The organism is Trinickia acidisoli (genome assembly GCF_017315725.1).
Taxonomy (GTDB): Bacteria; Pseudomonadota; Gammaproteobacteria; order Burkholderiales; family Burkholderiaceae; genus Trinickia; species Trinickia acidisoli.
Window position 1 is genome coordinate 1397382 of record NZ_JAFLRG010000001.1, and the last position, 23929, is coordinate 1421310.

26 protein-coding genes are annotated in these 23929 nt (G+C 64.5%); 5 read left to right on the plus strand and 21 right to left on the minus strand.

Going from position 1 to position 23929, the window contains the following annotated elements; genetic code table 11:
* Window positions 1-2: 2 nt before the first annotated feature.
* Window positions 3-701, plus strand: coding sequence for a response regulator (locus tag J3485_RS06490; RefSeq protein WP_206951698.1), 699 nt, complete (start codon window positions 3-5; stop codon window positions 699-701).
* Here J3485_RS06490 and J3485_RS06495 read toward each other — a convergent pair.
* The 4 genes from J3485_RS06495 to J3485_RS06510 all read right to left on the minus strand — a co-directional run bounded on the left by J3485_RS06495 (window position 677) and on the right by J3485_RS06510 (window position 4019).
* Complete coding sequence (locus tag J3485_RS06495; protein ID WP_206955683.1) at window positions 677-961, minus strand: hypothetical protein; 285 nt, start codon at window positions 959-961, stop codon at window positions 677-679. The genes J3485_RS06490 and J3485_RS06495 overlap by 25 nt on opposite strands.
* A 71-nt stretch (window positions 962-1032) precedes the next feature.
* Window positions 1033-1542, minus strand: a complete 510-nt coding sequence (locus tag J3485_RS06500) for an ureidoglycolate lyase (protein WP_206951699.1) — start codon at window positions 1540-1542, stop codon at window positions 1033-1035.
* A 30-nt stretch (window positions 1543-1572) separates the two neighbouring features.
* Entirely contained in the window at window positions 1573-2589 is a 1017-nt protein-coding gene (gene alc, locus J3485_RS06505) for an allantoicase (RefSeq protein WP_206951700.1), read from the minus strand.
* Window positions 2590-2693: 104 nt separating this feature from the next.
* Window positions 2694-4019: a C4-dicarboxylate transporter DctA gene (locus tag J3485_RS06510; RefSeq protein ID WP_206951701.1), complete on the minus strand. Its 1326-nt coding sequence runs from the start codon at window positions 4017-4019 to the stop codon at window positions 2694-2696.
* 214 nt (window positions 4020-4233) lie between these two features.
* Between J3485_RS06510 and J3485_RS06515 the strand changes: the two genes are divergently transcribed.
* Window positions 4234-4938 carry a FadR/GntR family transcriptional regulator gene (locus tag J3485_RS06515; protein WP_206951702.1) on the plus strand — a complete coding sequence of 235 codons (705 nt, stop codon included), beginning with the start codon at window positions 4234-4236 and terminating at the stop codon, window positions 4936-4938.
* A 9-nt stretch (window positions 4939-4947) separates the two neighbouring features.
* On the opposite strand, the gene J3485_RS06520 is transcribed toward J3485_RS06515, so the two are convergent.
* Window positions 4948-5475, minus strand: a complete 528-nt coding sequence (locus J3485_RS06520; RefSeq protein ID WP_206951703.1) for a low affinity iron permease family protein — start codon at window positions 5473-5475, stop codon at window positions 4948-4950.
* A 154-nt stretch (window positions 5476-5629) separates the two neighbouring features.
* Window positions 5630-6607: a LysR family transcriptional regulator gene (locus tag J3485_RS06525; RefSeq protein WP_206951704.1), complete on the minus strand. Its 978-nt coding sequence runs from the start codon at window positions 6605-6607 to the stop codon at window positions 5630-5632.
* Window positions 6608-6685: 78 nt separating this feature from the next.
* Here J3485_RS06525 and J3485_RS06530 point away from each other — a divergent pair, with 78 nt between their 5' ends.
* Window positions 6686-7696, plus strand: a complete 1011-nt coding sequence (locus tag J3485_RS06530; protein WP_206951705.1) for a nitrilase-related carbon-nitrogen hydrolase — start codon at window positions 6686-6688, stop codon at window positions 7694-7696.
* The gene (locus tag J3485_RS06535) at window positions 7693-8661 is read left to right on the plus strand and encodes a threonine ammonia-lyase (protein WP_206951706.1); all 969 of its coding nucleotides are present in this window, start codon (window positions 7693-7695) and stop codon (window positions 8659-8661) included. The genes J3485_RS06530 and J3485_RS06535 overlap by 4 nt, the downstream gene beginning before the upstream one ends.
* On the opposite strand, the gene J3485_RS06540 is transcribed toward J3485_RS06535, so the two are convergent.
* Window positions 8658-9557, minus strand: coding sequence for a helix-turn-helix transcriptional regulator (locus tag J3485_RS06540; protein ID WP_206951707.1), 900 nt, complete (start codon window positions 9555-9557; stop codon window positions 8658-8660). The genes J3485_RS06535 and J3485_RS06540 overlap by 4 nt on opposite strands.
* A 129-nt stretch (window positions 9558-9686) precedes the next feature.
* On the opposite strand from J3485_RS06540, the gene J3485_RS06545 reads away from it, so the two are divergent.
* Window positions 9687-10478 (plus strand): helix-turn-helix transcriptional regulator, encoded by a 792-nt coding sequence (locus J3485_RS06545; RefSeq protein ID WP_206951708.1) that lies wholly within the window; start codon window positions 9687-9689, stop codon window positions 10476-10478.
* Window positions 10479-10480: 2 nt separating this feature from the next.
* Here J3485_RS06545 and J3485_RS06550 read toward each other — a convergent pair whose 3' ends face one another.
* The 14 genes from J3485_RS06550 to J3485_RS06615 form a co-directional block, all read right to left on the minus strand.
* A complete protein-coding gene (locus tag J3485_RS06550) occupies window positions 10481-12016 on the minus strand; it encodes a TadE/TadG family type IV pilus assembly protein (RefSeq protein ID WP_206951709.1) in 1536 nt (511 codons plus the stop codon).
* Window positions 12017-12036: 20 nt separating this feature from the next.
* On the minus strand, window positions 12037-12669 hold the full coding sequence (locus J3485_RS06555) for a TadE/TadG family type IV pilus assembly protein (protein WP_206951710.1): 633 nt from the start codon (window positions 12667-12669) through the stop codon (window positions 12037-12039).
* Entirely contained in the window at window positions 12669-13196 is a 528-nt protein-coding gene (locus J3485_RS06560) for a TadE/TadG family type IV pilus assembly protein (RefSeq protein ID WP_206951711.1), read from the minus strand. The genes J3485_RS06555 and J3485_RS06560 overlap by 1 nt, the downstream gene beginning before the upstream one ends.
* A gap of 15 nt (window positions 13197-13211) precedes the next feature.
* On the minus strand, window positions 13212-14351 hold the full coding sequence (locus J3485_RS06565) for a tetratricopeptide repeat protein (RefSeq protein ID WP_206951712.1): 1140 nt from the start codon (window positions 14349-14351) through the stop codon (window positions 13212-13214).
* A complete protein-coding gene (locus J3485_RS06570; RefSeq protein WP_206951713.1) occupies window positions 14348-15280 on the minus strand; it encodes a type II secretion system F family protein in 933 nt (310 codons plus the stop codon). Before J3485_RS06570 ends, J3485_RS06565 begins: the two co-directional genes overlap by 4 nt.
* A complete protein-coding gene (locus tag J3485_RS06575) occupies window positions 15277-16245 on the minus strand; it encodes a type II secretion system F family protein (RefSeq protein WP_206951714.1) in 969 nt (322 codons plus the stop codon). Before J3485_RS06575 ends, J3485_RS06570 begins: the two co-directional genes overlap by 4 nt.
* Entirely contained in the window at window positions 16242-17765 is a 1524-nt protein-coding gene (locus J3485_RS06580) for a TadA family conjugal transfer-associated ATPase (RefSeq protein WP_206951715.1), read from the minus strand. Before J3485_RS06580 ends, J3485_RS06575 begins: the two co-directional genes overlap by 4 nt.
* The gene (locus J3485_RS06585) at window positions 17765-18982 is read right to left on the minus strand and encodes a CpaE/TadZ family protein (RefSeq protein ID WP_206951716.1); all 1218 of its coding nucleotides are present in this window, start codon (window positions 18980-18982) and stop codon (window positions 17765-17767) included. Before J3485_RS06585 ends, J3485_RS06580 begins: the two co-directional genes overlap by 1 nt.
* A 5-nt stretch (window positions 18983-18987) precedes the next feature.
* A complete protein-coding gene (locus J3485_RS06590) occupies window positions 18988-19374 on the minus strand; it encodes a CpaD family pilus assembly lipoprotein (RefSeq protein ID WP_206951717.1) in 387 nt (128 codons plus the stop codon).
* Between the two features lie 13 nt (window positions 19375-19387).
* Window positions 19388-20722 carry a type II and III secretion system protein family protein gene (locus tag J3485_RS06595; protein ID WP_242538503.1) on the minus strand — a complete coding sequence of 445 codons (1335 nt, stop codon included), beginning with the start codon at window positions 20720-20722 and terminating at the stop codon, window positions 19388-19390.
* Window positions 20723-20793: 71 nt separating this feature from the next.
* Window positions 20794-21819 (minus strand): Flp pilus assembly protein CpaB, encoded by a 1026-nt coding sequence (cpaB, locus tag J3485_RS06600; RefSeq protein WP_206951719.1) that lies wholly within the window; start codon window positions 21817-21819, stop codon window positions 20794-20796.
* 20 nt (window positions 21820-21839) lie between these two features.
* Window positions 21840-22337: an A24 family peptidase gene (locus J3485_RS06605; RefSeq protein ID WP_206951720.1), complete on the minus strand. Its 498-nt coding sequence runs from the start codon at window positions 22335-22337 to the stop codon at window positions 21840-21842.
* 38 nt (window positions 22338-22375) lie between these two features.
* Window positions 22376-22591, minus strand: a complete 216-nt coding sequence (locus J3485_RS06610; RefSeq protein ID WP_206951721.1) for a Flp family type IVb pilin — start codon at window positions 22589-22591, stop codon at window positions 22376-22378.
* A gap of 234 nt (window positions 22592-22825) precedes the next feature.
* Entirely contained in the window at window positions 22826-23740 is a 915-nt protein-coding gene (locus tag J3485_RS06615) for a helix-turn-helix transcriptional regulator (protein ID WP_206951722.1), read from the minus strand.
* Between the last annotated feature and the right edge of the window lie 189 nt (window positions 23741-23929).

A 23929-nucleotide genomic window follows, 5' to 3' on the forward strand; every position in this document is an offset into this window, starting at 1 on the left:
CCATGTCGGAATCCACGATTACCGTCGTCTTGATCGAGGACGACAAAGCCATCCGCCGTTTCGTCCAGGCGTCGCTCGAATCCGAGGGCATCCGTGTGCTCGAAGCCGAGCTGGGCCGCAGGGGCATTTCGCTTGCGGCCAGTGCGCGGCCCGATCTCGTCATCGTCGATTTGGGCTTGCCCGATATCGACGGTGCCGACGTTATTCGCCAACTGCGCGATTGGTCGTCGGTTCCTGTCATCGTGTTGTCCGCGCGCACGCGCGAAGAGGAGAAGGTGGCCGCGCTCGACGCGGGCGCGGACGATTACTTGACCAAGCCGTTCGGCGCCCCGGAACTGCTCGCGCGTATTCGCGCGCAATTGCGCAGACGCAATCGCGGGACATCGGATCAGGAATCGAAGCTGCGCTTCGGCACGATCGAGGTCGACTTTGAAATGCGAACGGTGCAGCGCGCTGGACAGGCCGTTCATCTGACGCCGATCGAATACCGATTGCTCGTTTCGCTCGCGCGTCATGCGGGCCGCGTGCTGACGCATCGTCAATTGCTGCAGGAAGTGTGGGGGCCGTCGCGCGTGGACAGCTCGCATTACCTGCGCATCTACATGGGTCATTTACGTCAGAAGCTCGAACGCGATCCGGCCCAGCCCGAACACATCGTGACGGAGACGGGGGTAGGCTATCGGCTCGTCGGCGTGCTCTGAGGCTCGATCTCGTAGCCTTCGGCCGCTTGGCGCTCGCGACGTTCTTCGTTCGCGCGCCTAGCCCTTAGCCGCTGCCGGGACAGGACGGCGATCACCTCGCTCGTGCTGGCTCCGGCCGGCACCTCGTTGCGGATGACGTTCTGCACCATCGGCAACCCAGAGCGATGCCGGCGCAGTGCCTTGGCGATCGCTGTCCGGCACTCCTGCCCATGGCATTCCCATTCGTCACGGATTTTTCCGCAATAACGGCACTTGTCCATGCCGGCCATTCTACCGGCAATCGTCGGAACGCTCAGGGAGCCGGAACGGGCCCCCTGAGCGCTCCGATGCCTTATGTCACGGCGAGTTCGTCGAGGAGCAGGGCGTAAGGCTGATCGAGTTCGATTTCGTCGCAGTTCGGCTGGCCGCCGCCGCGATCGACGACGAGGAAATCGGCGACTGCGTCGAGCGCGATCAGCGGATGATGCCAGACGCCGCGCGCGTAGTTCACGCCGACGCGCCCACTGACCGAAAAAGCGCGCATCCGCTGCGCGTCGAATGGTCCTGGCGGCGCGACGACGACGAGGTAGCGGACTTCACCCAACGGAATGAACGCCTGGCTGCCGAGCGGGTGGCGCTCCATCATCGCGACCTCGAAAGGCAGTGCTCGCGGTTGTCCGCGGAAAACGTTGATGAGCGCTCGTCCGCCGGCTTCGCTGACGTCGATCGTCGCCAGATCGTGGAAGCGCTCGGTCGTACCGCCGTTGATGGAGAAATGGCGTGCGCCGTCGAGCGCGATGACGTCGCCGAACGGCGCGAACGCATCGCGCGTGAGAGGCTCGATAGAGAGCGTACGGCTCATGATCTCGTCCTTATTCGTCCTTGTGCGTTCTTATGCCGGCTCGCCCCAGAGGCGAAGCCGCGATACGCCGCCGTCGGGAAAGAGGTTGAATCGCACATGCGAGACCGCGCCGATGGCGGCAATCTCGCGCTCGTAAAAGTGCTGGTTATCCATCTGCAACGATTGCTCGGGAAGCAGAACGGGCCAGAACATCGCTTGCGTGACGAGCGATTCGTCGGTGCCACCGGTGACGTAAGCCGCTTGCAGCGAGCAGCGATCGGGATAATTGCCTTTGAAGAACGCGGTATCGACTTCGATCTTGCGGATCACGCCCGGCCGAGCCAGTGCGATGATCGCCCAGTCGTTGCCCGGCTCGCGCCGCCGGCGCGTTTCCCATCCGTCGCCCATGTTGACGCCGCGGCCCGGCATGAGCAGGTTGGCCGCCAGCCCGAAATGCTGATTGTTCGCGCAAACGACGTGCGCGCCGTTGACGGCCGCTGCCAGATCGACGAGCGTGCCTTCAGCCGATGAGGCGAGCGCATCTTCCAGCGCGGGCCGGCCGTAGATGCGCAAGCGGGCCACGCCGCCGTCGGGAAATAGCGTGATGCGAATGTGCGTGAATGTATCGGGGCGAGATACGCCGAGGTAATGATGTTGGTTGCCTTGCAGCGCCGTGGGCGGGACGAGCATGTGCCATTTCGCGTCGTCGGGCGGCAGATCGCTCGTGCTCGCGCAGGCTTCGATCGATGCGGCCGGCGGGAAATTGCCCGTGAAGTGGCTGGTGTCGATGTCGACGCCTTCGATCGTGCCGCGGCGAGCCAGTTTGACGACGCACCAGTCCTGGCCCGTCGTACGCTTGCGGCGGGTCTCCCAGCCGTCCATCCATTTGCCGTGATCGTCGTACTTACCGGGGATGAAGACGGCGGGTTGGGGGGCGAGCATGCGTTCTTTCGGTGCGAAGAACTCGTCGCTGGCAACGAGCGCTTTCGCGCCGAGGCGTGGATCGGCCAGATTCAGGCAGCGGCGCGTGAAATCGGGGGCGTTCGGGTCGAGCGTTGGAATGGCCATGATGAATCGATTAGTAGTCCAAAGTTTCGTTACGCGAAGCGGCGGGGCAACGCTTCGATCGCAGCAGGGCGGCGGGGTCGCAGGTGTTTGTCGGTGGGGGCGCGTCAAATCGCGGCGGCACCTTGCGCGGGCCTATCGAATTCCGGCATGGCCGCCTCTTCCACGAAGAGCAGGGCGGGGTCTTGGTTCAGCACACGGCGAGCGCGCGCACGATCGATGTCGTGTTCCCAGGCTGCGACGACGACCGTTGCCACGCAGTTGCCGATCAGATTCGTGATGGCGCGAGCGATGCCGACGAACCAATCGACGGGAAGAATCAGCACGAGGCCGAGCACGGGAATCGCCGGAATCGCCGACAGCGTGGCTGCCAGAATCACGATCGCCGAGCCAGGGATGCCATGCGCACCCTTCGACGTGATGAGCGAGACCAAAACGACGACGATCAAATCGTGCAGCGACAGCGGCGTGTTGGTTGCCTGCGCGATGAACAACACGGCCAGCGTCAGGTAGATGGAGAAGCCGTCGAGGTTGAACGAGTAGCCGGTGGGAATGACGAGGCCGACCGTCGAATCCTTGATGCCCATCCATTCGAGCTTGCGCATGACTTGGGGCAGCACGGCGTCCGACGAGGCCGTGCCGAGCACGATCACGAGTTCCTCGCGCAGATAGCGCACGAGCTTGAAGACGTTGAAGCCCGCGAGCCGCATGACGATCCCGAGCACGAGCACGACGAACAGCGCGCAGCTCGCGTAGAAAACGAGCACGAGCAGGCCCAGTTGTTCCAACGAGGCGACGCCGTAGGTGCCTGTCGTAAACGCGATGGCGCCGAGTACGCCGAGCGGCGCGAGCTTGATGATGAAGCCCATGATGCGGAAGAACACTTGAGCGAGTTCGTCGATCAGCGTGCTGACGCGTTTGGCCTTATCGCCGAGCAGCGACAGCGCCGAACCGAACAGCACGGCGAATACGAGCACTTGCAGGATGTCGCCTCTCGCGAACGCATCGAAGGCCGTGGTGGGGATGATCTTCAGCAGGAACCCCGCGACGTCCTTGAGGCTCTTGGCGTGCTCGGTATAGGTCGTCAGCGCTTGAGCGTCGAGCGAGTGAACGTCGACGTTCATGCCGGCGCCCGGCTTGAGCACGAGCGCGAGCACGGCGCCGATCATGAGCGCGATCGACGTCATGACTTCGAAGTAGACGATGGCCTTGCCGCCCACGCGGCCGACTTTCTTCAAGTTGCCGGCACCGGCGATTCCGCTCACGACTACGCAGAAGACGATCGGTCCGATGATCATCGTGATCAATTTGAGGAAGCCGTCTCCGAACGGCCGCAGCGATTGCGCGAAGTGCGGGAATATTGCACCGATCGCGATGCCGGCCACGAGCGCGATCATGACGCGGCCGAACAGCGAATTGATGAATCTGAGCACGGCTTTCTCCAAGGGTGATGGCGGGCGGTGAATCGTCTGGTCTAACTGGTAAGACCGGATGACTTATGGCGAAGATTAGAAAACCGATATAGTCTCGTCAAGCGTGGCGATGCTAGTGGTATACCCCTCGATTCGGGGGGGATGACGGCCTGGCGCGGGGGGCGGGTCGGGGGAGCGCTACAATGCTGGTCCGACCAGGCGATTTTTTTGCACGATGAGAAGCAATACGCAGACGGTGACGGAAGTCGCGACCGAGACGATCCGCGAGCGCATCGAGCGCGGCGAGTACCCGGTGGGCAGCGCGCTGCCCGCGCAGCGGCAACTCTCGGAGGAACTGGACATCAGCCGCGCGGCATTGCGCGAGGCGTTGTCGACGCTCGAAGCGCTTGGCATGTTGACGATCCGCGCGGGTAAGGGCGTGTACGTGCAAAGCGAGCGCGCGGAGGGCGGGCCGGCGTGGCGCTTTGCGGAGCAGTCGTCGCTGCCCGATACCTACCAGGTTCGCTATGCGCTCGAAGGGTTCGCCGCGCGCATGGCCGCGCTGGCGATGACCGCCGAGGTGATCGAATCGCTCGAAGAGAACATGGCGCAACTGCACGAGGCGTTGACGGAGGGCGATCTCGAGACGGCGGCGCGCCTCGATTTCGCGTTTCACATGCGCATCGTCGCCGTGGCCGGCAACGGTGCCATCGAAGCGATTTTGCGCAGCAGCAGCGAAATCATGAAAGAGAGCCAGCGCTTGCCGTTCTATCGGCGGGAACTGCTGCAATCCACGTATCGCGAACATCGCGCGATCCTCGATGCCTTGAAGGCGCGCGATTGCGAAGCAGCGGGGCGCAGCATCGAAGCACACATCACGGCCGCGGCGCAGCGTGCCGGCGTGCACTTTCCAGCGCCACCGCGCGCAAACGCACGCTGAATCGAGGCGCTATCGTTTGGCGTTGCCGGCCGAGGTCGATTTCGCATCGCTGACGGATTGCTCGATCGTCTTGCGGGCGGCGACCGTCGTCTGCGCTTTCTGCGCCAATTCGAGGTATGCGTTGGCGATCCGGCGCAAGTCCTCCTCCGAGGCGTCTTCGATCCCGATCAATTGATTGTTGGCCGTACGATACGCGGCGATCAGCTCGTTGAGCTTCAAATGAACTGCGACGCTGTCTTTGTTTTGGCTTTGCTGAATGACGAAGACCATGAGGAACGTGACGATCGTCGTGCTCGTGTTGATGACCAACTGCCAGCCGTCCGAGTAATGAAAAATCGGCCCCAACAGCGCCCAGATCACGACGGCGATCACGGACAAGCCGAACGCGATCGGCGAGCCGGCCCAGCGCGTCACCGCGCTCGCGAACGAATCGAACGCACGCGTGACCCGATTGCGGCTGGCGTAAGCGGGGCTCGACGAGTCGGGGACGGTGTCGAGCGGATCGGTCGGTATGGTGGCTGCGTCGTCTTTGCGCATAGCGGAGTTCCTCCGGATCGAACGCACGGGCAGCCGTACGGCTGAGCAGCGTCGGATCGTTCGACTTCGGAGGCGCAAGGTCCGTGCCTGCTGTTTTTCTATCAGCAAGCATCGTCGACCACGAAGCGCAGTCGGTTCGAACTCGTTCGCACTCCTAACGTTTTGCCTGACCGCTCCGAGCCCTGCGCGACACCTCGATTTCTTTCGCTTCTTCGAGCGCCAATGCGAACGCCTGCTTGATGCGATCTCTCATCCAGCCGATGGCGCCTTCGCCGTTGCTGTCGCGTCGCCACAGCAATTGCACGGGATAGATTCCAAGATCGAGCGGCGCGGCGCAGGCGCTCAAGCGTGACATTCGCGCGAGCGCTGCTGCCGCATGCGAAGGCAGCGTGGCGACGGCGCGCGTCTTCGTGAGAAACGCGGGCACGGCCGAAAAATGCGTGAGTGCCGCATAGACATGGCGCTCGCGCTCGAGCGCGCGCAAGGCCGTATCGACGATGCCCGTACGCCCCGAAAACGATACGAGCAAATGGGGGATTGCGAGATAGTCGTCTAGCGAAAGAGGCAACGGTACGCGCACGGCCTTCGCGTCGACGACGCAGGCATAGCCGCTTTGCCCGATCTGTTCGCGCGCGATCCATGCGCGCTTGACCGAGCCGGAGACGACCGCGAGTTCGATCTCGCGATCGTTGAGCATTTGCTCGACCGTGTGCCGATTCGTTTGCCGAAACATGACCGAGACGCGTGCGCCTGCTTGCTGCACGAGCTTCGTCAGGTGCGGGCCGAGCGCGAGTTCGAAGTCGTCCGACATGCCGATGGCGAAGCGGCGGGCCGCGCTCGACGGATCGAACGCCTGCTGCTGAGTCAGCACTTCCCAAAGATCGGCGATACCGGTTTCGAGCCGATCGGCCATCGCCTGCGCACGCGGCGTCGGCGCCATGCCGCCGCGCACGCGCACGAACAGCGGATCGTCGCAGGCTTCACGCAGCCGCGCGAGCGCTGCGCTCGTCGCAGCCTGGCTCAGTGCGAGCCGCGCGGCCGCTTTCGTGACGCTGCGCTCCTGCCATATCGCCACGAATATCACGGCCAGATTCAAATCGAGCCGCTTGATATCGAGCACATTGATTTTCATCTTCGAGATAATTTGTTTGATTGATAAGAAACAGAATAGCAAACTGCGCCCATCCTCCGATTTCCGATGGGAGCAGCAATGACAACACATCGAGTGGCCGTGGTGCAGACGGGCAGCCGCCTGTTCGATACGGCCGCCACGCTCGAGCGCATGGCGCAATTGACCGACGAGGCGAGCGAGCAGGGCGCGCGGCTCATCGTGTTTCCCGAGGCGTATATCGGCGGTTATCCGAAGGGGCTCGATTTCGGTGCGCGCGTTGGTTCGCGCTCGGCCGCGGGGCGCGACGATTTCCTGCGCTACTGGCAAGCGGCGATCGACGTGCCCGGTCCTGACGTCTCGCGCATTGGCGAGATGGCGCGCCGCGCGCTTGCTTGGATCGTGGCCGGCGTCATCGAGCGCGAGGGCACCACGCTGTATTGCACCGCATTGTTCTTCGGGCCCGATGGTGCCCTACGCGCGCGGCACCGAAAACTGATGCCGACAGCGAGCGAGCGCTTGATTTGGGGAATGGGCGACGGCTCGACGCTGCCTGTCCTCGATGCGCCGCCGTTCGGCAAGATCGGTGCGGCGATTTGCTGGGAGAACTACATGCCCGCGCTGCGCATGGCGATGTACGGTAAAGGCATCGGCATCTGGTGCGCGCCGACGGTCGACGATCGCGACATCTGGCAAAGCACGATGCGGCACATCGCATATGAAGGCCGGTGCTTCGTGCTGAGCGCGTGTCAGTATCTGACGCGCGCGGCATGTCCGGACAACTACGACTGTATCCAAGGTGGTGCGCCCGAGACGACGTTGATCCGAGGCGGTAGCGTGATCGTCGATCCGCTGGGGCAGGTGTTGGCCGGCCCCGTTTATGATCGCGAAGCCGTCCTGACGGCCGACATCGACCTTGACGACATCGTGCGCGGCAGGTTCGATCTCGATGCGACGGGCCATTACGCGCGGCCCGACGTGTTCGAGCTGCGGGTGGCGGCACGTGCGCGCCGCGCCGTATCGTTCGAGGGTGAAGGCAAAGACGAAAGCGAACGCGGTGTGCCAGGCGAGGGCAACGACGACGGCGAATCGACGGGGGAGCGTGGCCGATGAACCTTCCTCTATCCGACATTCGCGCCGCCGCCGATTTTCTCGCCGGCAAGCTCGGCGCATCCGCGCTCGTCGGCGTGAACCGTTGGCGTACGGCATCAAATGCGCCGATCGTCGTCAAGGCAGAAAGCCTGATGCCGACGGGATCATTCAAGATTCGCGGCGCGACGTGGTGCATCGCGACCTTGACGGCCGACGAGCGCGCACGCGGTGTCATCGCGTACTCGACCGGCAACCACGCGCAGGCGGTCGCCAAGGCCGCGACCGATGAGGGTATCGGCGCGACGATCGTCATGTCACCGGACGTGCCGCGTGCCAAGATCGACGCGACCGAGGCTTGGGGGGCGTGCGTCGTGATGGCCGAGCCTTCGTCGCATGCGCGGCGCGCGCTGGCGGAAAGCCTCGCGCAATCGCACGGCTATACGCTCATCGCGCCCTACGACGATTGGCGCGTGATGGCGGGGCAGGCATCGATCGGTGTGGAACTGCTGCGGCAATGCGGCGACGATCCGCCCGCGGCTGTGTTCGTGCCGATCGGCGGCGGCGGGCTGATCGCGGGTGTGGCGGCGGCGATCAAGCAATTGGCGCCGCAGGTTGCCGTCATCGGCGTAGAGCCGGCGCTCGAAGACGACGCGGCGCGCTCGCTACGGGCGGGTCGAATCGTCTCGATGGCGGCGCCGAGCGCGAGCATGGCCGATGCGATCAAGGTGCAGTGCGTAGGCGATCTGACATTCCCGTTGATTCGACGCTATGTCGACGACATCGTGACCGTCGACGAGGCCCAGATCGCTTGCGCGTGCCGGCGCTATTTCAACGAGGCCAAGCTCGTCGTCGAGCCCGGCGGTGCGGTTGCGCTGGCGGCCGCGTTCGAAAGCCGGCTCGCCGTGCGCAGCGGCGCGCGCGTCGCGGTGTTGGCCTGCGGCGGCAACGTAACGCTGGAGCGGCTTGCGAGCTTCGCGCTGCCCTAGATCAATTCGAGCTTCGACGTGAGGTAGGTCAGCTCGGTACGGTTCGCCACGCCGAAGCGTTTGCGCAGCTTGCGCAGGTGGTAGTCGACGTTATGGGGGCTCGTATCGAGGCGCCGGCCGATTTCCTTGTCCGACGCCCCCTCGGCGATGCCGAGCAGCAATTCGCGCTCGAACGCCGTCAGGTCGTCGGACGTGCGCTCGCGCGCCGCGGCCGTCAACTGGGCAGCCGCGATCGTGTGGACGGAGAGGCCGATCGTCAGCGCTTGCTCTAGCGTCGTGGAAGTGATCCAATCGCGGCTGCGACGCTGGCCGGTGAAGCTCATGAAGGCGTGAAGCCGCGTGCCCGGGATCGACATGCCGAACATGAGGCCGCTTCGCATACCGTCGTCGCGCATCGTCCTGATGAACCCGTCGAGCTTTTCCTCGGATGTGCCGCCTTGCGCGGTTTCGCCGGGAAGGGTGCGCAATTGTTGCAGGTCCCATACCAACGGTAGCTGCCCCTGACGCGCCGCGATCGTGCGGGCATCGACGTCGTGATACCGCTCGCGGACATAATCGCCGCGGTACGTGCCGGGAATGAACGCCTCGTGCAGGAACAGTCGTTCGACGCGTTCGCGGGCGAATTCGAGCGCGAAATAAGTGAACGTGGAAAATCCGATTAAGTGCAGCAGGCCGTTGACCATCCGGCCGCGCTCACAGGCGCTTTGTGCGGCCGCGAGCGCCGTCGCGATGCCCAGGCGTGGCGTGTGGCGCTGGGCCAGGCTGACCTGCCGGGGGTCGTTGCACCAGACGACGTCGATTGTCCGGCCGCGGCCCGTCGTAGCCGGTTCGGCGCCACACGAATGCGAAAGCGGCGCGAGCGCCGACTCGTCCTTGCGCAATGCAGGGTAATGCATCGATGAGCCTCCGATCGAGATTCACGCTACGGTGCACGACCCATAGTTTGATACAACCATGTATGCACGCGTAACTTCGCGTAATAATAAGCGCAAAAAAACGATACCGGTGGGTGAGGTTATTCGCTGATGACAACAGATGACGAATTTCCAACGCTCGTATGGTTCTCGCAAGGTGACGCGATTGCCTATTTACGCCAGCTCGATACGACGCTGGATGTCGATCGGCAGGAGTGCGAACTGCGCGAGTGCCGCGAGCGCTTGCAGAAAGCAGGCTTTTCGACGTTCTCTTACATGGCGCTGGAAACCGTGGGAAGGCGCATTTTGCGTGCCTACTCGATGCGTGAGATGGGGCATCTCGGGTTTACGACGACTTATTTGAAGAGCCGGCTTTATGAAACGGACCCGCGGCTCGTCATATTGCGCGAAAGCTGCCTTCCGGTAACGTGGAATGTCGATCAATTGGAAGCGCGACCGAATGCGAGTGAACCTCGTGTGCGCAGCCTTTTATCGACATTACGTGCACATGGAATGCACAGTGGATTGATTTTGGGCTTGCCGGCACCGTGCGCCGATTTGCGCGTCGCCGTTACGTTGACCTCTCGAGCATGCGATACGAGCTGGATCGACGATCGCGTCATGGGAAGCGTGCTGGCGGTGAGCCTGACCATCGGCCGCGTCGTGCAGCCGTATATCGACGACTGTGCGCGTCGCGCTCGCGTCATCGAGTTGACCGAAGAACAAGCGGCGGTGCTCGAGCGGCTCGTCAAAGGATTGTCCGATCACGAGATCGCGGCGGAAGTCATGTCGTCGCTGCACCGCGTCACGCAGCACGTCAAAACGCTGCAAAAAATGTTCAACGTCGAAAACCGCGCGCAGCTCGCCTATTTGGCCGCGCGCTGGGGATGGGGCAGGTCCTAGCCTCACTGCGTCAGCACGACCTCCGTGTAGCCGCTGCCGCTGCCGCCGTTCGTCGTGCAAAGCGTGGCGAAAAAGTTGTTCTTGTAGAGGCAGTCCTCGCCGTAGCCGGGGCCACCCGGCGACGTGGCGGAGCAGTGCCCTTGCGGGTCGAAGTCTTGCTCGCCCGGCCCGACGCCGCCGCCGTCGTCCCACCAAAAAACGGCCGCCGGTGCGATGGAACTGCTGCCTGTGTTCGTCGCGAGCGCCGATAGCTGTGCGCACGTGGGCGCGGCGTATTGCGAACTGGTGCTTTTCGGCGCAAAGCAATTGCCGCGCGCCGCGGCGGGCGCGCTGGTCGTGCTCGTCAAGGCCGAGATGTCGCTGGCCGTCACGCCCGTTTGCACATAGAGCAGGCAATTGGATTCGGTCGACGTGCTCGTCGTGAAGTACTGCGTGCGGCAGCGGTAGGTCGTCGTCGACACCGAACCCGATTTCGACGTGCTCGACGTACAGTTCGAGTGTCCGGAGGTGGGATCGTTGACGCCGAGATACGTCGCGAGTGTGTTGTAGGTCGCGGGAATGGAGGGTGACTCATGGACCGTCGCCCCGGTCGGGTTGAGCAAACTCGCTGGCAACGTGGCCCAGACGTCCGTGATGCCGCTCGCATCGGAGGTGACTTGCACCGTGTAGGCGTAATTGCTGAATTGGCTCGGCGACTGGCCATTGAGCAGCAACGACGAGTAGAACGCCTGCGAAGCGCCGCCCGGAGCGCCGTACGAATTCGCACCCGTGACGAGCGAGCCGCAACCCACCGTGTTGCCGTTCGTGTCGTTGCGCAGCATGACGCCGAGCGGCTGGTTGACGGAGAACGAAGGAAGCTTCTGGCCGGTCGGCAGTTTTCCGAGCGGGTTCGTGGCGGGGTAGTCGGTGCCGATTTCGTAGTAATTGCCTTGCGTCGTGCCGTTCGCGACCGAGAACGCCGGGACTTTCGAGAAGTCGTAGCCCACGCCGTTCGCCGCGGTCGGAACTTGATACAGGTAAGCCGTGTTGCCGTCGCATGCCCACCAGTTGATATGCGTGATCGCAAGCTCCGGCGTAATGACGGGGTCGCCGGCTGTCGCCGTCGCCGTGATCGTCGCGGACGGTATGACGAGCGACATCAGCGTCGTCGCGACGCTCGCCGTCGCGGTGACCGTCACCGTATAAGCCGGCGCACTGCCCAATGCCGGGTTGATCGAGCCGTTAGCATTGGCCGTCACGGTCGGCGCCGACAATGAGAGGCTCGGGGGCAGGAATGCATTGTCGAAGTATTCGGTGGCGACGCGCACGGCCGTGCTGCCGAGCGTCTTGTCCGTGAAGGCCGCCGCACCCGCGAGCGCCGCTTCGTCGACGGACGCTTGGAGCATGCTCTTGAATTCGAGCATGCGGGCGAAGTCGATCGCTCCGCCGACGAGCAGCATGATCGGAATCAGCAGAAGCGCGAACGTCAACGCGGTGCCGCCGCGTTCGCGGCCGCGTACACGAATGGTGCGCGTAAGGGTTCGAGTGCGGGGCCTCATGCGGTGCTTCATACGGTGCCTCAGGAACAGGGCGAGGTGCATGCAATGGGCTCGTCGCCGCGGGGACGCGCGAACGCCGTTTTAGTCAGGACGGTGTCGATCGGCAGCAAGTACTGAATGGCGGACCGATAGTGATACGAGACCTGGACGACGATGACGCTGTCGCCGGGGCGCCCCGCGTTCGGAACGAGGTTCGTCGGCGAAGTCGCGAGCGTGATCGCGGCCGAGCCGATCGCCGTGGCGGCCGCGCTGCAGGACGCGTCGCTTTCCCAATCGACGGTCGCGCCGGAGCCGCTATAGTTCGTCACGCTCGCCACAGCCACGGAAAATGTACCCACGCCGCTCGTCGCGCCGGTCGGGAACGGCGTCATCATCAGCTCGCCGGCGCGGCAGAAGTAGCCGATCGAGCCACTGGCGCCGCTCGTGACGCCGCCGCTTTGCTGCGCGACCATGTCGGCGATCGACACGGCGGCGTTCGACAATTGCATGTTCGCGCGCACGTCCTGCACGACTTCATAGATGCCGAACAGAATCGCGAGGACGACCGGCAGGACCAATGCGAATTCGAGCGCCGCGGTGCCGCGCGAATCGCGTGCGAAGCGGGCTCCGTGCATACGGATCGGCTGGGTCGACATGATCTGCATGATCGGCATCAGTACGGTTCCGTTTGAAAGGCCAGTGTCGAGACGAGCATCGTTTTCCCGGTCGATGCGAGCAGTGCCCACGGGTACGCATAGCCGATCTGCAGAATGACGTCGTACTTCGGGCCGATTGCGGCTTTCGTTTGCGTCATGACGTTGTTCGCGATCGTCGCCGTCTTCAGCGTCGCGAAGCCGCTGCCCGACGGCGAGCCCGCATTCGCCGCGGCCACGTAGATCTGAATGTTCGCTGCGCACGAGGGGACGAAGCTTTGTCCGCCGACGACGAGTTCGTTGCAGACGTCGGTCGCGAGTTGGGCCGCGTATTGACTCGACGTGCCGCCCAGCGTGCCGATTCGCATGAGCCGCGCGGCGTGGTGCGTGGCGTTGTCGAGCAATCCTTGCGCGATGAACGTGAAGCCGAGTTGGAACAGCGCGAACACGGCGGCGAGAAACATCGGCAGCACGAGCGCGTATTCGAGCGCGACGGCGCCGCGTTCGTGACGCGGGACCCGTGGACCTCGATGAAGGAGCGAGGGCATGACGCGATCCGTTCGTCAGTGCAGTTGCAAGAGCGGCGTTTGCCGGTGCAGCTGCCATTGCACATCGGGTGCCGTGTTCGGTTCCGCAGGCGGCTCGCCGAGTGATGCGGCGGGCGACGTGGCTTGCGACACGACGGGCGACGCGGCAATCACGCTCGGTGCGATGGCGGGCACCTCGCGCTCGAGCCTGAGTGCCACCTCGCTGTCGGCCGGCGCAGCATTGCTTGCGCCGCGGCGAACAGACGAGGCGGGCACTGCGATCGGCGCAGCCGCGCTAAGAGAAATCTGCCTTACGCCGATCCGATGGTCGGGCGGTAGCGTGGCGATCGGCGCCACGCCACGGGGCGACGGCTCGAGCCGTGCGCGCACGACCTTGTAGTAGGTCAGGTTGTCGTCGGTCGAGGCGCGTGGCAAGTCGCGCCTGAGAATTTGATCGGCGGCGCCATCGTTGCCGAGCAGGCCATAGGCAAGCGCTAAATCGTGCCGTGCCTGCACGGGCGCGCTCGGTTCGCCCGCCACGGTGAGCAGCAAATTCGCGCCCTTGCGCAGTTCGCCGTCGAGCACCATCGCCAATCCGAGATCGACGGTCAGCATCCGATCGCCGGGATGCAATTGCAGGGCTTGGCCGAAGATGTCCCGTGCGCGCCGCTCGTCGCCTTTGATCGCGAATGCGCTGCCGAGTCCCGCGCTGGCGAGGGCATTGCTGCGGTCGTGCTCGAGCACGCGCTCGTAGCGCGCGATGGCGTCGTCGAGATGGCGCTCGCGCAAATCGAGGCGGGCGAGGCCGATGAGAGAGGGGATCGAATCGGGTGCCAGCGCCAGCGCGCGGTCGTAGCTGCGCCGCGCCCGCTCGAGATCGCCCGATAGCACGAGCGCGGCGCCGAGCCCGTCGAGTGCGCGAACGTCGTGCGGATGTTTCTCGAGCGCTTTCTCGAACATGGAGGCGGCAAGCGATGCATCGCCGCTTTGCAACGCGCTTTCGGCGAGCGACATGTCGTCGATCTCGCCGCCGGCTTTCGCGTTGGCGACGGTATGCGTGAACGCGGGATGGGCGAAGGATTGCGACGTGAGCACGGTCTGTGTGCAACCGGCGAAGACAAGGGCGAGCGAGGCGAAAGCGGCGCGTAGCGCGAGCGGGGAGGCGAAGGCTTTCATTTGAACACCGTCATCAGGCGAAGCGCGGCTGGCCCGGCCGCAATGAGAATGACCGTCGGCAAAATGAAGAACATCATGGGCAGCGTGATCTTGATCGACAACCGCGCGGCGCGCTCTTCGAGCAGATGCATGTGCTCGTTGCGCTCGGCGCGCGCGAGCACTTGCAGCGCCTGCGTGACCGGTGTGCCGTAGCGCTGGGACTGTGCCAGCGTCGTCGCGAGCGTGCGCAGCGAGGCGACATCGACGCGCTCGGCGAGATTGCGCAGTACGGATACGCTGTCGCCGTCGAGCCGAAGTTCCTGGGCCGTCGTGTCGAGTTCTTGAGCGAGCGCGGGCGCGATGTCCCGCATTTCTTCAGCAATCCTAACGATGCTCGCGGCCAGGCTATGCCCGGCGTTCGTGCAGATGACGAGCAGATCGAGTGCGTCGGGCAACGCTCCGGCGATCTTCTTCTGACGTCGGCGCGCGTAGGCTTGCAAGGAGAACTCGGGCAGCATCATGCCGATCATCAAGAGCGCCGCGGTCGTGGCGAGCCGCATCACGAACCATCGTTCGATGAACGGAGTGTGCGCGCTGCCGACGAATGCGGCCGCGGCAGCGATGAGCCCACCGACGATTTTGATGCCGATCAGCACGGACACGGCGCGTGGGCCGCGAAAGCCCGCTCGCGTGAGGCGCTTCGCGAGATCGTTGCGAGGGGCGCCCTCGAAGATCGGCAGTTGCTCGCCGAGCGCGGCGAAGCGCGCCTCGATGCGTCGAACGAGCGAGCGCTGCGGCGGTTGCATGGCGAGGTCGGTCCGCTGCTCGGTCACGAGCGCCAGCGCGCGGCGTGCGATGCGCGCGTCGGCACTGCGCGCGCGCGCGATCAGCGCGGCCGTGATCGCGATCACCGCAATCGAGAGCATGGCGTCGACGAGTGTGAGCGTCATCGCGAGGTGTCCAATCGGCCCAATCGCTGAATGACGAGCAACCCGAAGGTGAGCAGCGACGCGGCGGTGACGAGAATGAGGTGGCCTGCGCGCGTATCGGTGAGGACGCGCACGTAGTCCCGATTGATGACATAGAGCGCGCCGAAGATGACGAGCGGCACGCACGCGATGATGCGACTGGCGAGTCGGCTCTCGGCCGTCAACGCACGTGTCTTCAGCTTGATGTCCTTGCGCGCGCGGATGATGTCCGCAAGGCCTTCGAGCGTCTCGCCTAGCGGGCCGCCCGTTTCCCGTTGCAGCAGCAGGGCGACGCAGAAGAACGAAAATTCGGGAATGCGAAGCCGCTTCATCGCGCTGGCGAGCACCGTCTCGAGTTCGATGCCCAGGTGCAATGCATCGGCGATCTGGCGAAATTCCCCGGCAATGGGCGGCGCGCACTCATCGGCGACGATTTCGAGCGCGCGCATGACCGGCACGCCCGTACGAACGGCGCGCACCATCAGATCGAGCGCGTCGGGGAAGACGTTGAGCAAGCGCATGCGCAGCCGCTCGGCGAAGAAGCGGAAGGTGCCGAGCAGCGTGACGATCGGCAGCAAGACGGCGAGTATCGCCGTCGCCCACACCGGGACGACGTCGATGCGGCTGGTTGCCAGCGCAACGAACACGCTGCCGACCGATGCCGCCAGCGACAGCCGCAAGCCCGACTTGCCGCCCACGGTTTCGAAGCGCAGCAGCCGTTCGTCGAGCCGCGCCCACACGCGCAGGTGCCGGCCCGGTTCGCGAAAGAGCGCCGTCGCCTGCGCAACCTCTTCGACGGTGCCCGGCGCCTGGTCGATCGTGGCGAGTCGCGCGCGCATGAGCGCGGCCGGCCGCGTGCGCAACGCCTTGGCAGCGGTTTGCGCGATCAAGCCGAGGAAGATCACCGCGGCGAAAACGGCAAAGCCGAAGACGTTGGCCGCGCTCATGTGTGGATCGCCTTGATGAGACTTTCCTCGAGCCCGAAATGCGCCGCCTGTGCTGCGAAAGCGGGGCGTAGCGCGGAGCCCTCGAAACGCCCGCGGACGTGCTCGCTGGTGGCGCCGTCGTCGTATTTGAACGTGAATAGATCCTGCGTGAGGATGACTTCGCCTTCCAGGCCGACGATTTCGGTGATGTGCGTGACGCGCCTGACGCCGTCGCGCATGCGTTCGGTTTGGACGATGAGCTGCACGGCGCTCGCGATCTGACGGCGAATCGAAATCAACGGTAAATTTCCGTTGGCCATGATGACCATGCTTTCGAGCCGAGTGATCGTATCGCGCGGCGTGTTGGCGTGGATCGTCGTCATCGAGCCGTCGTGGCCCGTGTTCATTGCTTGCAGCACGTCGAACGCTTCGGGGCCGCGCGTCTCGCCCAGAATGATGCGGTCCGGGCGCATCCGCAGTGCATTGCGCACCAGATCGCGCTGCGATACGGCACCTACGCCCTCGGCGTTTTCCGGGCGCGTTTCGAGGCTGACGACGTGTGGCTGCTGCAGTTGCAATTCCGCGGCGTCTTCGATGGTCACGATGCGCTCGCGCACGTCGATGAAGTGCGACATCGCATTGAGCAGCGTCGTCTTGCCCGAGCCCGTGCCGCCCGAGATGACGATGTTGAGCCGGCACGCGCTCGCGATTTCGAGCGTGCGTGCCATCGCGCGCGACAGGCCGCCGTGCGCCGTCATGCGCGCGAGCGTGATGTCGCGCTTGGCGAACTTACGGATCGCGATGCAGGCGCCTCGGATCGCGAGCGGCGGCAGCACGACGTTGACGCGGCTGCCGTCGGGCAGGCGCGCATCGACCATCGGGCTGCTTTCGTCGACACGTCGGCCGATCGAAGCCGCAATACGTTGCGCGACGTTGACGACGTGCGCGTTGTCGCGAAACTTCAGCGGCGTGAGTTCGAGTTTGCCGTAGCGCTCGACGTAGACTTGGTCGGCCCCGTTCACGAGAATGTCGGTGACGCTGTCGTCGGCGAGCAGCGGCTCGATCGGGCCGACGCCGAACATGTCGTTGAGCATCTCGTCGATGATCTGCGACTGCTCGGTCATCGTCATCTTCAGACGCTCGCTCTCGATGATTCCGGCGACGGTGCGCGCCAGCTCCATCTGCGCGTGGTCCCGCGTTTGCATGACGGCGGCCGAGACGTTCATCTGCGATAGAACCCGCGAGCGGATCAGGCGAAACGCATCCGTGCGTATCAGCGTTTGCGTGCGGCCGGCGGCTTGGGACGCGGCGGCTCTTTCGGCATCGGAACGGTCGGACGTGGGTCGCTCGCCCGCCGAATCGTCGGACATCGCCTGCTGTTCCGAACGGGCCGAGGAAGGCGTGCCCGTCGATGCGGTGGGCAGCGGACGATCGAGCAGATCGAGCGCATCGGCGTCGTGTAGCGCAGCGGCGCCCGCTTGCCCGAGCTCTGCCGCAAGCGTGGGTTCGCGCGGCGGCGAACGATGTTTTTGGCCGAACATCAGCGCGTCCTCCTTGCCAGCCACTTTGAACGCCACGGCGGCGGCGCCGCGCTTTGTTGCCCGGTCAAACTAGCGGTCAGCGAGACGATGGCGTCATAAAAGCGCGACTTTCCCGAATTGATGGGTTGTCCTAAGTTTTCCGCGGCGACGGGCATGGCGCCGTCGAACGGGATGTCGAGCAGCACGCGGCGCCCGATGGATAGGGCGAAATCGGCCGCCTTCAAGCGCCCGCCGTCGGTGCCGTGCGACGCGTTGAGCAGCACCGAAGTGGACGGTGGACGGTCGAGCCCTTCCGCTAGCCGCGTGAGGCGCAGTACTTCGCGCGCGCTGTGAACGGTCGCATCCGCGAGCAGGTAGAGGACCTGCGTTTCGGGTAGCGCCGCTTGCGCGAGCGGATGGCCTTGGCTCGGAATGTCGAGCAGCACGTAATGGAAGTGCGGTTTGAGCCGATCGAGTACGCCCTTGAGCGCCCCATCCTGAAGGTGAAAGGTTTCTCCGTAAGGCAACTCGGCCGACAAGACGAACAAACGATTGCCGTGCGCGACGAGCGAGCGCTCCACGAGCTTCGGATCGAGGCGGTCGGTGTCGCGCAGCAGATCGACGAGGCCGTTGTTGCTCTTGAGGCCGAGCCGCGTGTTCATCGTGCCGCCGTAGAGATTCAGATCGATGAGCGCGATGCGGCGATGCGCGACCGTCGCGAGATGATAGGCAAGGCTCGTCGCGACGGCGGTTGCACCCACGCCGCCGCGTGTGCCGGTCAGGCCGATCACTTTGCCCATGCGCGGTTGGCGAACGGGCGCGGCGTCGCGGTTGACGCTGACCGCTCGCCGCAGCAACTCGGGCGTCAACGGCTTGACGAGGTAGTCATGTACGCCGAGTTCGAGCAAGCTGCGAAACAGGCCGACGTCGTTGCGCTCGCCGATGACGACGACCGACACGGACGGCTCGCAAACCGCAGCCAATCGATCGAGCTCGGAGAGCGGCATCGCGACGCCGGAGACGTCCACGATCAGATGGGCGGGGGAACGCGACATCTTCGTCAGATGCGCGATCGCATCGTCCACGCTGCCGGTCGTCACGTAAGGGAACGCGACGTTGTGCTCCTCGGTGAAGCGCGTGACGAGTTTCTCGCTCTGTTCGTCTCCGACGAATGCGACGAAGTTCGCGACGAACGCATGCTTGCGAGGCGAGGGGGCCAGTTTCAGGAGCGGATTCATCGCGCTTACCGGTTGACGTTCGACGTGTTGGCTTCGGGCAACGGCGCGAGCTTGTCGGTCTCGTAACGGCGCACGGCACTTGCGGCGAGATCGGGGTCGCTGCCGCCGAACGGCACCGGCGCCGTGAGGTCGGCCGGGCGCACGAGCATCGCCGCGAGATTGGTGTAGGTGGCGCAGCCGAGCGACACGGTGGCGCGCGCCTCGCCGGCATCGAGGAAGTCGCGCGTGGTGGCCAACTGCGCGCAGTCCGGCGCCACGGCCTTACCGTCTTCGACGCGGATCACCGACGCATCCGGCAGGCTCAAAGAAGGCGGCGTCGACATGCAAGCGCTTAGGAGTGCTAACGGTATGGCGGCGATACCGTGCGTGATGAGAGAAGAAGGTGAACGCATGGCGGCGTGCTCCTCAATAGATGAACCCGGCGGCGCCGACGAGGCGGGGGGTCTTGCCGTCCATCGGATCGAGGCCCGTCTTGCGTTGCAAGATCGTTTCGACGTCGGTGCTCGGCGTCAGCACGCTGTCGAGCGGCGTGCTCATTTGCGCGGGGGAGGCCGGATGCACGAGGTACGGCGTGACGATGACGACGAGTTCGGTCTTGTTGTTCTGGTAGTCCTTCGACGAAAACAAGCGGCCGAGGATCGGCAGCTTGCCCAGGCCCGGCAACTGCGAAATGATGTCGCGCGTTTCGTCTTGCAACAGGCCTCCGATGGCGAAGCTTTGCCCGCTCGCGAGTTCGACGGTTGTTTCGACGCGACGAATCGACAGCCCAGGCACGGTGATCGAGTTCGTGGTGACGGTCGTGGTCGGGTCGATCTCGCTGACTTCCGGCCGTACCTTCAGGCTGATTCGATCGTCGGCGAGCACCGTCGGCGTGAAGGCGAGCGAGACGCCGAACGGCTTGAATTCGACGCTGATCGTGCCTTGCTGCTGAGCGATTGGAATCGGAAACTCGCCGCCGGCAAGGAAGCTTGCCGTTTGGCCCGAGAGCACGGTCAAATTCGGTTCGGCGAGCACGGTGAGCAGCCCGTCTTGATCGAGTGCGTCGATCATGTTCTGCACCGACGAGTTGGCTGTCTTGAAGCCGCTGAGCACGCTGGTGGCGGCAGTTGTCGGCAGTTGATAGGCGCCTGTCGTCGGGTCTTGGATGGTGCGCCCGCTCATCAGGCCGACGACGAAATTGCCGATGCTGCCGGCCGCATTCCAGTTCACCCCGAGTTGCTGGGTCACGTTGCGATCGACCTCGACCATGCGCACGCGCAGGTAAACCTGTGTGGGCTGCGCGAGCACGAGGTGATTGATGAGCGTGTCTTTATCGGTCAGCGCGGGTGTCAGCGTGCGCACGATCGCATCGACATCGGAGGCGGTATCGACATTGCCCGATACCATCAGCGAGCCCGGCGCCGACGCGAGCGTGAGCTTCAAATGCGGAAACCTGTCATGAAGCAGCGTATCGAGGCGGCCCAAGTCGCGCTTGACCGTCACCGCCTCGCGCAGAATCACGCGGTTGTCGCGGCCGAGCGCGAACAGCGTCGTTTGGCCTTCCTTCTTGCCGACGACGAAGATGGCGCCCGGCGTGGGAACGTGAATGTCGGCGACGTCGGGATCGGCGACGAACACCGCGACGGCAGGTTCCGGCAATTTCACGACGGCGCCCGCGCCGGCGGTGACCGTCAACGGCTCGGACGCTCGCGCTGCAAAAGCGAAGCAAGCGAGCACGAGGATGAACCACCCGCGCGTCATGGTTAGGAATCCTAATCGAGTAGTTCGCATCGGTGCGCCGGGAAGCATGGGATGGTCGGGACAGTCGGCGCTCATGGGTTCGATCCGTTGATTGGCGCACTTTGCGCGGCGATCGGCGGAGAACCGCCGTCGCCTGCCGGCAGGTCGACGCGAACGGGCGGCACGTGCGGCGCCGCGTTGGCGGCCCCCGGCGACGATGGTTGCGCCGCCGTCGCTTCGGAATCGCCGTGGCTCGAGCCGCGATAGACGAGCACGGTCGTCCCGTTCGACACGCGCGCACTCAGGGCGTCGGCGTTCGGTGAGTTCGGAAGCGCGCGCACCGCGCGCGAAACGTCTCCGGCCCATACCGGCGCCGGCGCGTCGATGGTGTCGTCGTGATCCGTATGAACGCCGGACGCGCTGCGCACGAGCGTCGCAAAGCTGCGCAGCGCGAGGGACAGCGTACCCAGACGCGCCGAGATCGCGACGACTTCGGCCATGCGCGGCGTCACTTCGAGCGTGACCGTGCGGGCATGCGCGTTGTCCGTCGAGCCGTCGTCCTTCGGACGTGTGAAGGCCGATCCCACCGCGAGCACGCGCACGTGGTCGACGATCGTCTCGCTTGCGACCGACATGCGCGGAGATTGCACTTTGTCGCTGAGGTTCTGTGTGAGGATCAGATCGACATAATCGCCGGGCTCGATGAGGCCCGCGTTGCCCGAGACATCGTCGATCGCGACCGATACGGCGCGCATGTCGGGCTTGAGCGCGGCGGCGAGAAAGCCGGGCGCCGTGGGGAACACGACGTCCTTCGCCGTGATCGGTGTGCCCGCCGCGATGGGGCGCAACATGACGGCGCCGGCGACGTCGGGCGTCGCGGGATCGTTTTGACGCACTGCCTGCGCGGGCACGGTTTGTCCCGGCGGCAACTCCTTCCACGCGAGGTCGCTGCTGCGCAGCAGCAGGCCGGCGGGAAGATCGGCCGCGGCAACGCGCACGCGCTGCTGCACGCTCGGCATGCTGGGGTGGGCCGACGCGGCGATGAACAGCGCTCGAAGCACGATCGCCGAGACGACGGCGAGTGCAACTAGCAGCGCCAGCTTCACTGTGCTCGACATGACGAGGTCCGCATACGTGTTTATCCGATGACGAAAGAGCGCGGCAGCAAGGCGATGACACCGCAGGCGGCGAGCGCGACCCCGTAGGGCACGCCGCGCCGTGCCGATACGAGTCGAAGCGTCGAGCCGATCAAGGGCAGCGGCGCCGCTGCCGGCGCTAGGCGATCCGCGATCAGCCCCGCGACGGCGACGACGGAACCCGTGATCGAGACGAACACGAGCGCCGGCACCGCACCGTGCGGACCGATCCAAAACGCCAGTGCGCTCGCGAGCTTGACGTCGCCGCCGCCGATACGATCGGCGACATACAGCGCCGCCCCGCAGACGAACACGACGAGCGCCGCCACCACGTGCTGTGCGAACGCGCTATACGAAACGGCACCAAGCCAAGCATGCGCGACGTAGAGCGCGCCGAACGCCGCGACGAGCGGATTCGGCAAACGTCGTGCTTGTAGATCCGTATAGGCGAGCGCGAGCAGCAGAGCGCAGCCGGCATAGCCGATTGCGTTCGACACCACGAGAGATGCCGCCCGCTTATCGCGGACGGCGCTCGCGCTTAGCTGCCGGACTTGGTGGTGCCTTGGGCGGCCGCATTGACCGTGGTGAGGAGATTGGTGAAGAGTCCGGGCAGGCCGTTGGTCGTGTTGGACAGGACGCTCCCCGCGGCGACGACCGCCACGACGATGATGCCGGCGAGCACGGCATATTCCATCGAGCTCACGCCGAGTTCGTCGCGTTGAAGACCTTGGAGGCTTTGGAGGAGTTTACGCATGTTGACCCCGATTGTTGCTTTTGATTAGGACTACTGATTAACTACCGGACGACCTTTCCATCGGTTACGGCGATGCATCGACAACGACGGAACAAACGATGATCTTTTTATCTTGCCGCCGAAGCACCGTAGTTTTTCGGCGGCTTGTAGTGAACTATATCGAGTGCCGCACCCTGCTTCAAACCGGCTGTTACGTAGAGATCGCCGTTTAGCGGGGCCCGTGTCGATGCGGAACTACGAATTTGCGCCGCGGCACGCGTCAGGCGTACCGAGCACGCGTCCGGCGATATAGGCGAGCTGGACGCGATTGGTGGCGTGGTAGAGCTTCTTGAGTTGGCGCAGGTAGTAGTCGACGTTGTGATGCGACGTACCGAGCCGTTCCGCGATGTCCTTGTCGTTCATGCCGAGCGTGACGAGCTCGAGAATCGAGCGCTGGATGTCGCTCAATTCGGTCGTGTAGGCGGGGCGATGAATCTGCGGAGCACGCAACGCGAGGAACTCGTGCAGACCGACGGCGAGCGCATAGGCGTGGCCGATTGCCATGTCGGGAAGCCTTGCCTTCGACTGCTGAGAGCTGGCGAACATGACGACGCACGTGTCCAGTGCGTCGGGTGTGCCGAGGCCAAAGGAGACGCCCGAGAGCATGCCGGCATCGCGTGCCGCTGTTGCGAAGCGCTCGGTGCGCGCGGCCGCCGTCGTGTTCGTTGCGCCGCCGTTCTGGCTCATGCCGGCGACCGCCGCCGCCGACGAGATCGACGAAAGATCCCACAACATGGGCCATTCGTGGCGGCACGAATAGGCGAGGCGGGCGTCGATGTCGTAGAAGCGTTCGCGCAAATAACGTTGCGCCCATCCGGTCGGCGAGAAAGCGTTGAAGTAGACGAGCCGGTTGATCGTATCGCCGATGCGCGAGACGCGCATATAGCACAGCGATTCGAAACCGGCCGCGCGCAGCGCCGGACGAAGCAGGGCGTGCCGTGCTTGCGCCGAGCCGACCTTCGCCAGGTCGTGCGCGATGCCGGCAAGACGCTGCCCGTCGGGGGCATCGTCGTCGATGGGCGCATCGGCGGTGCTGTCGAGTTCAGCGTCGCCGTAGACAAGGAAGTTCGAAACATCGGTATCTGCATCGGTCGTGCCGTACTGATTCATATTTCTTGCTCCAGGAAACGCGCTCGCAGCCCGCGAGAGGTATCAGTATCCCAGCGCAGAGCGCTTTCGTGAGATCGGCGAACCAGTAGTCCGCCTATGGTTTTGCGTGGTCTTGTTGCGACCGACTACGAAAGTGAGGGATGTCCGTAATCGGCTGTCGCCGAAATCAGACGCAACCGGTAAGACGTA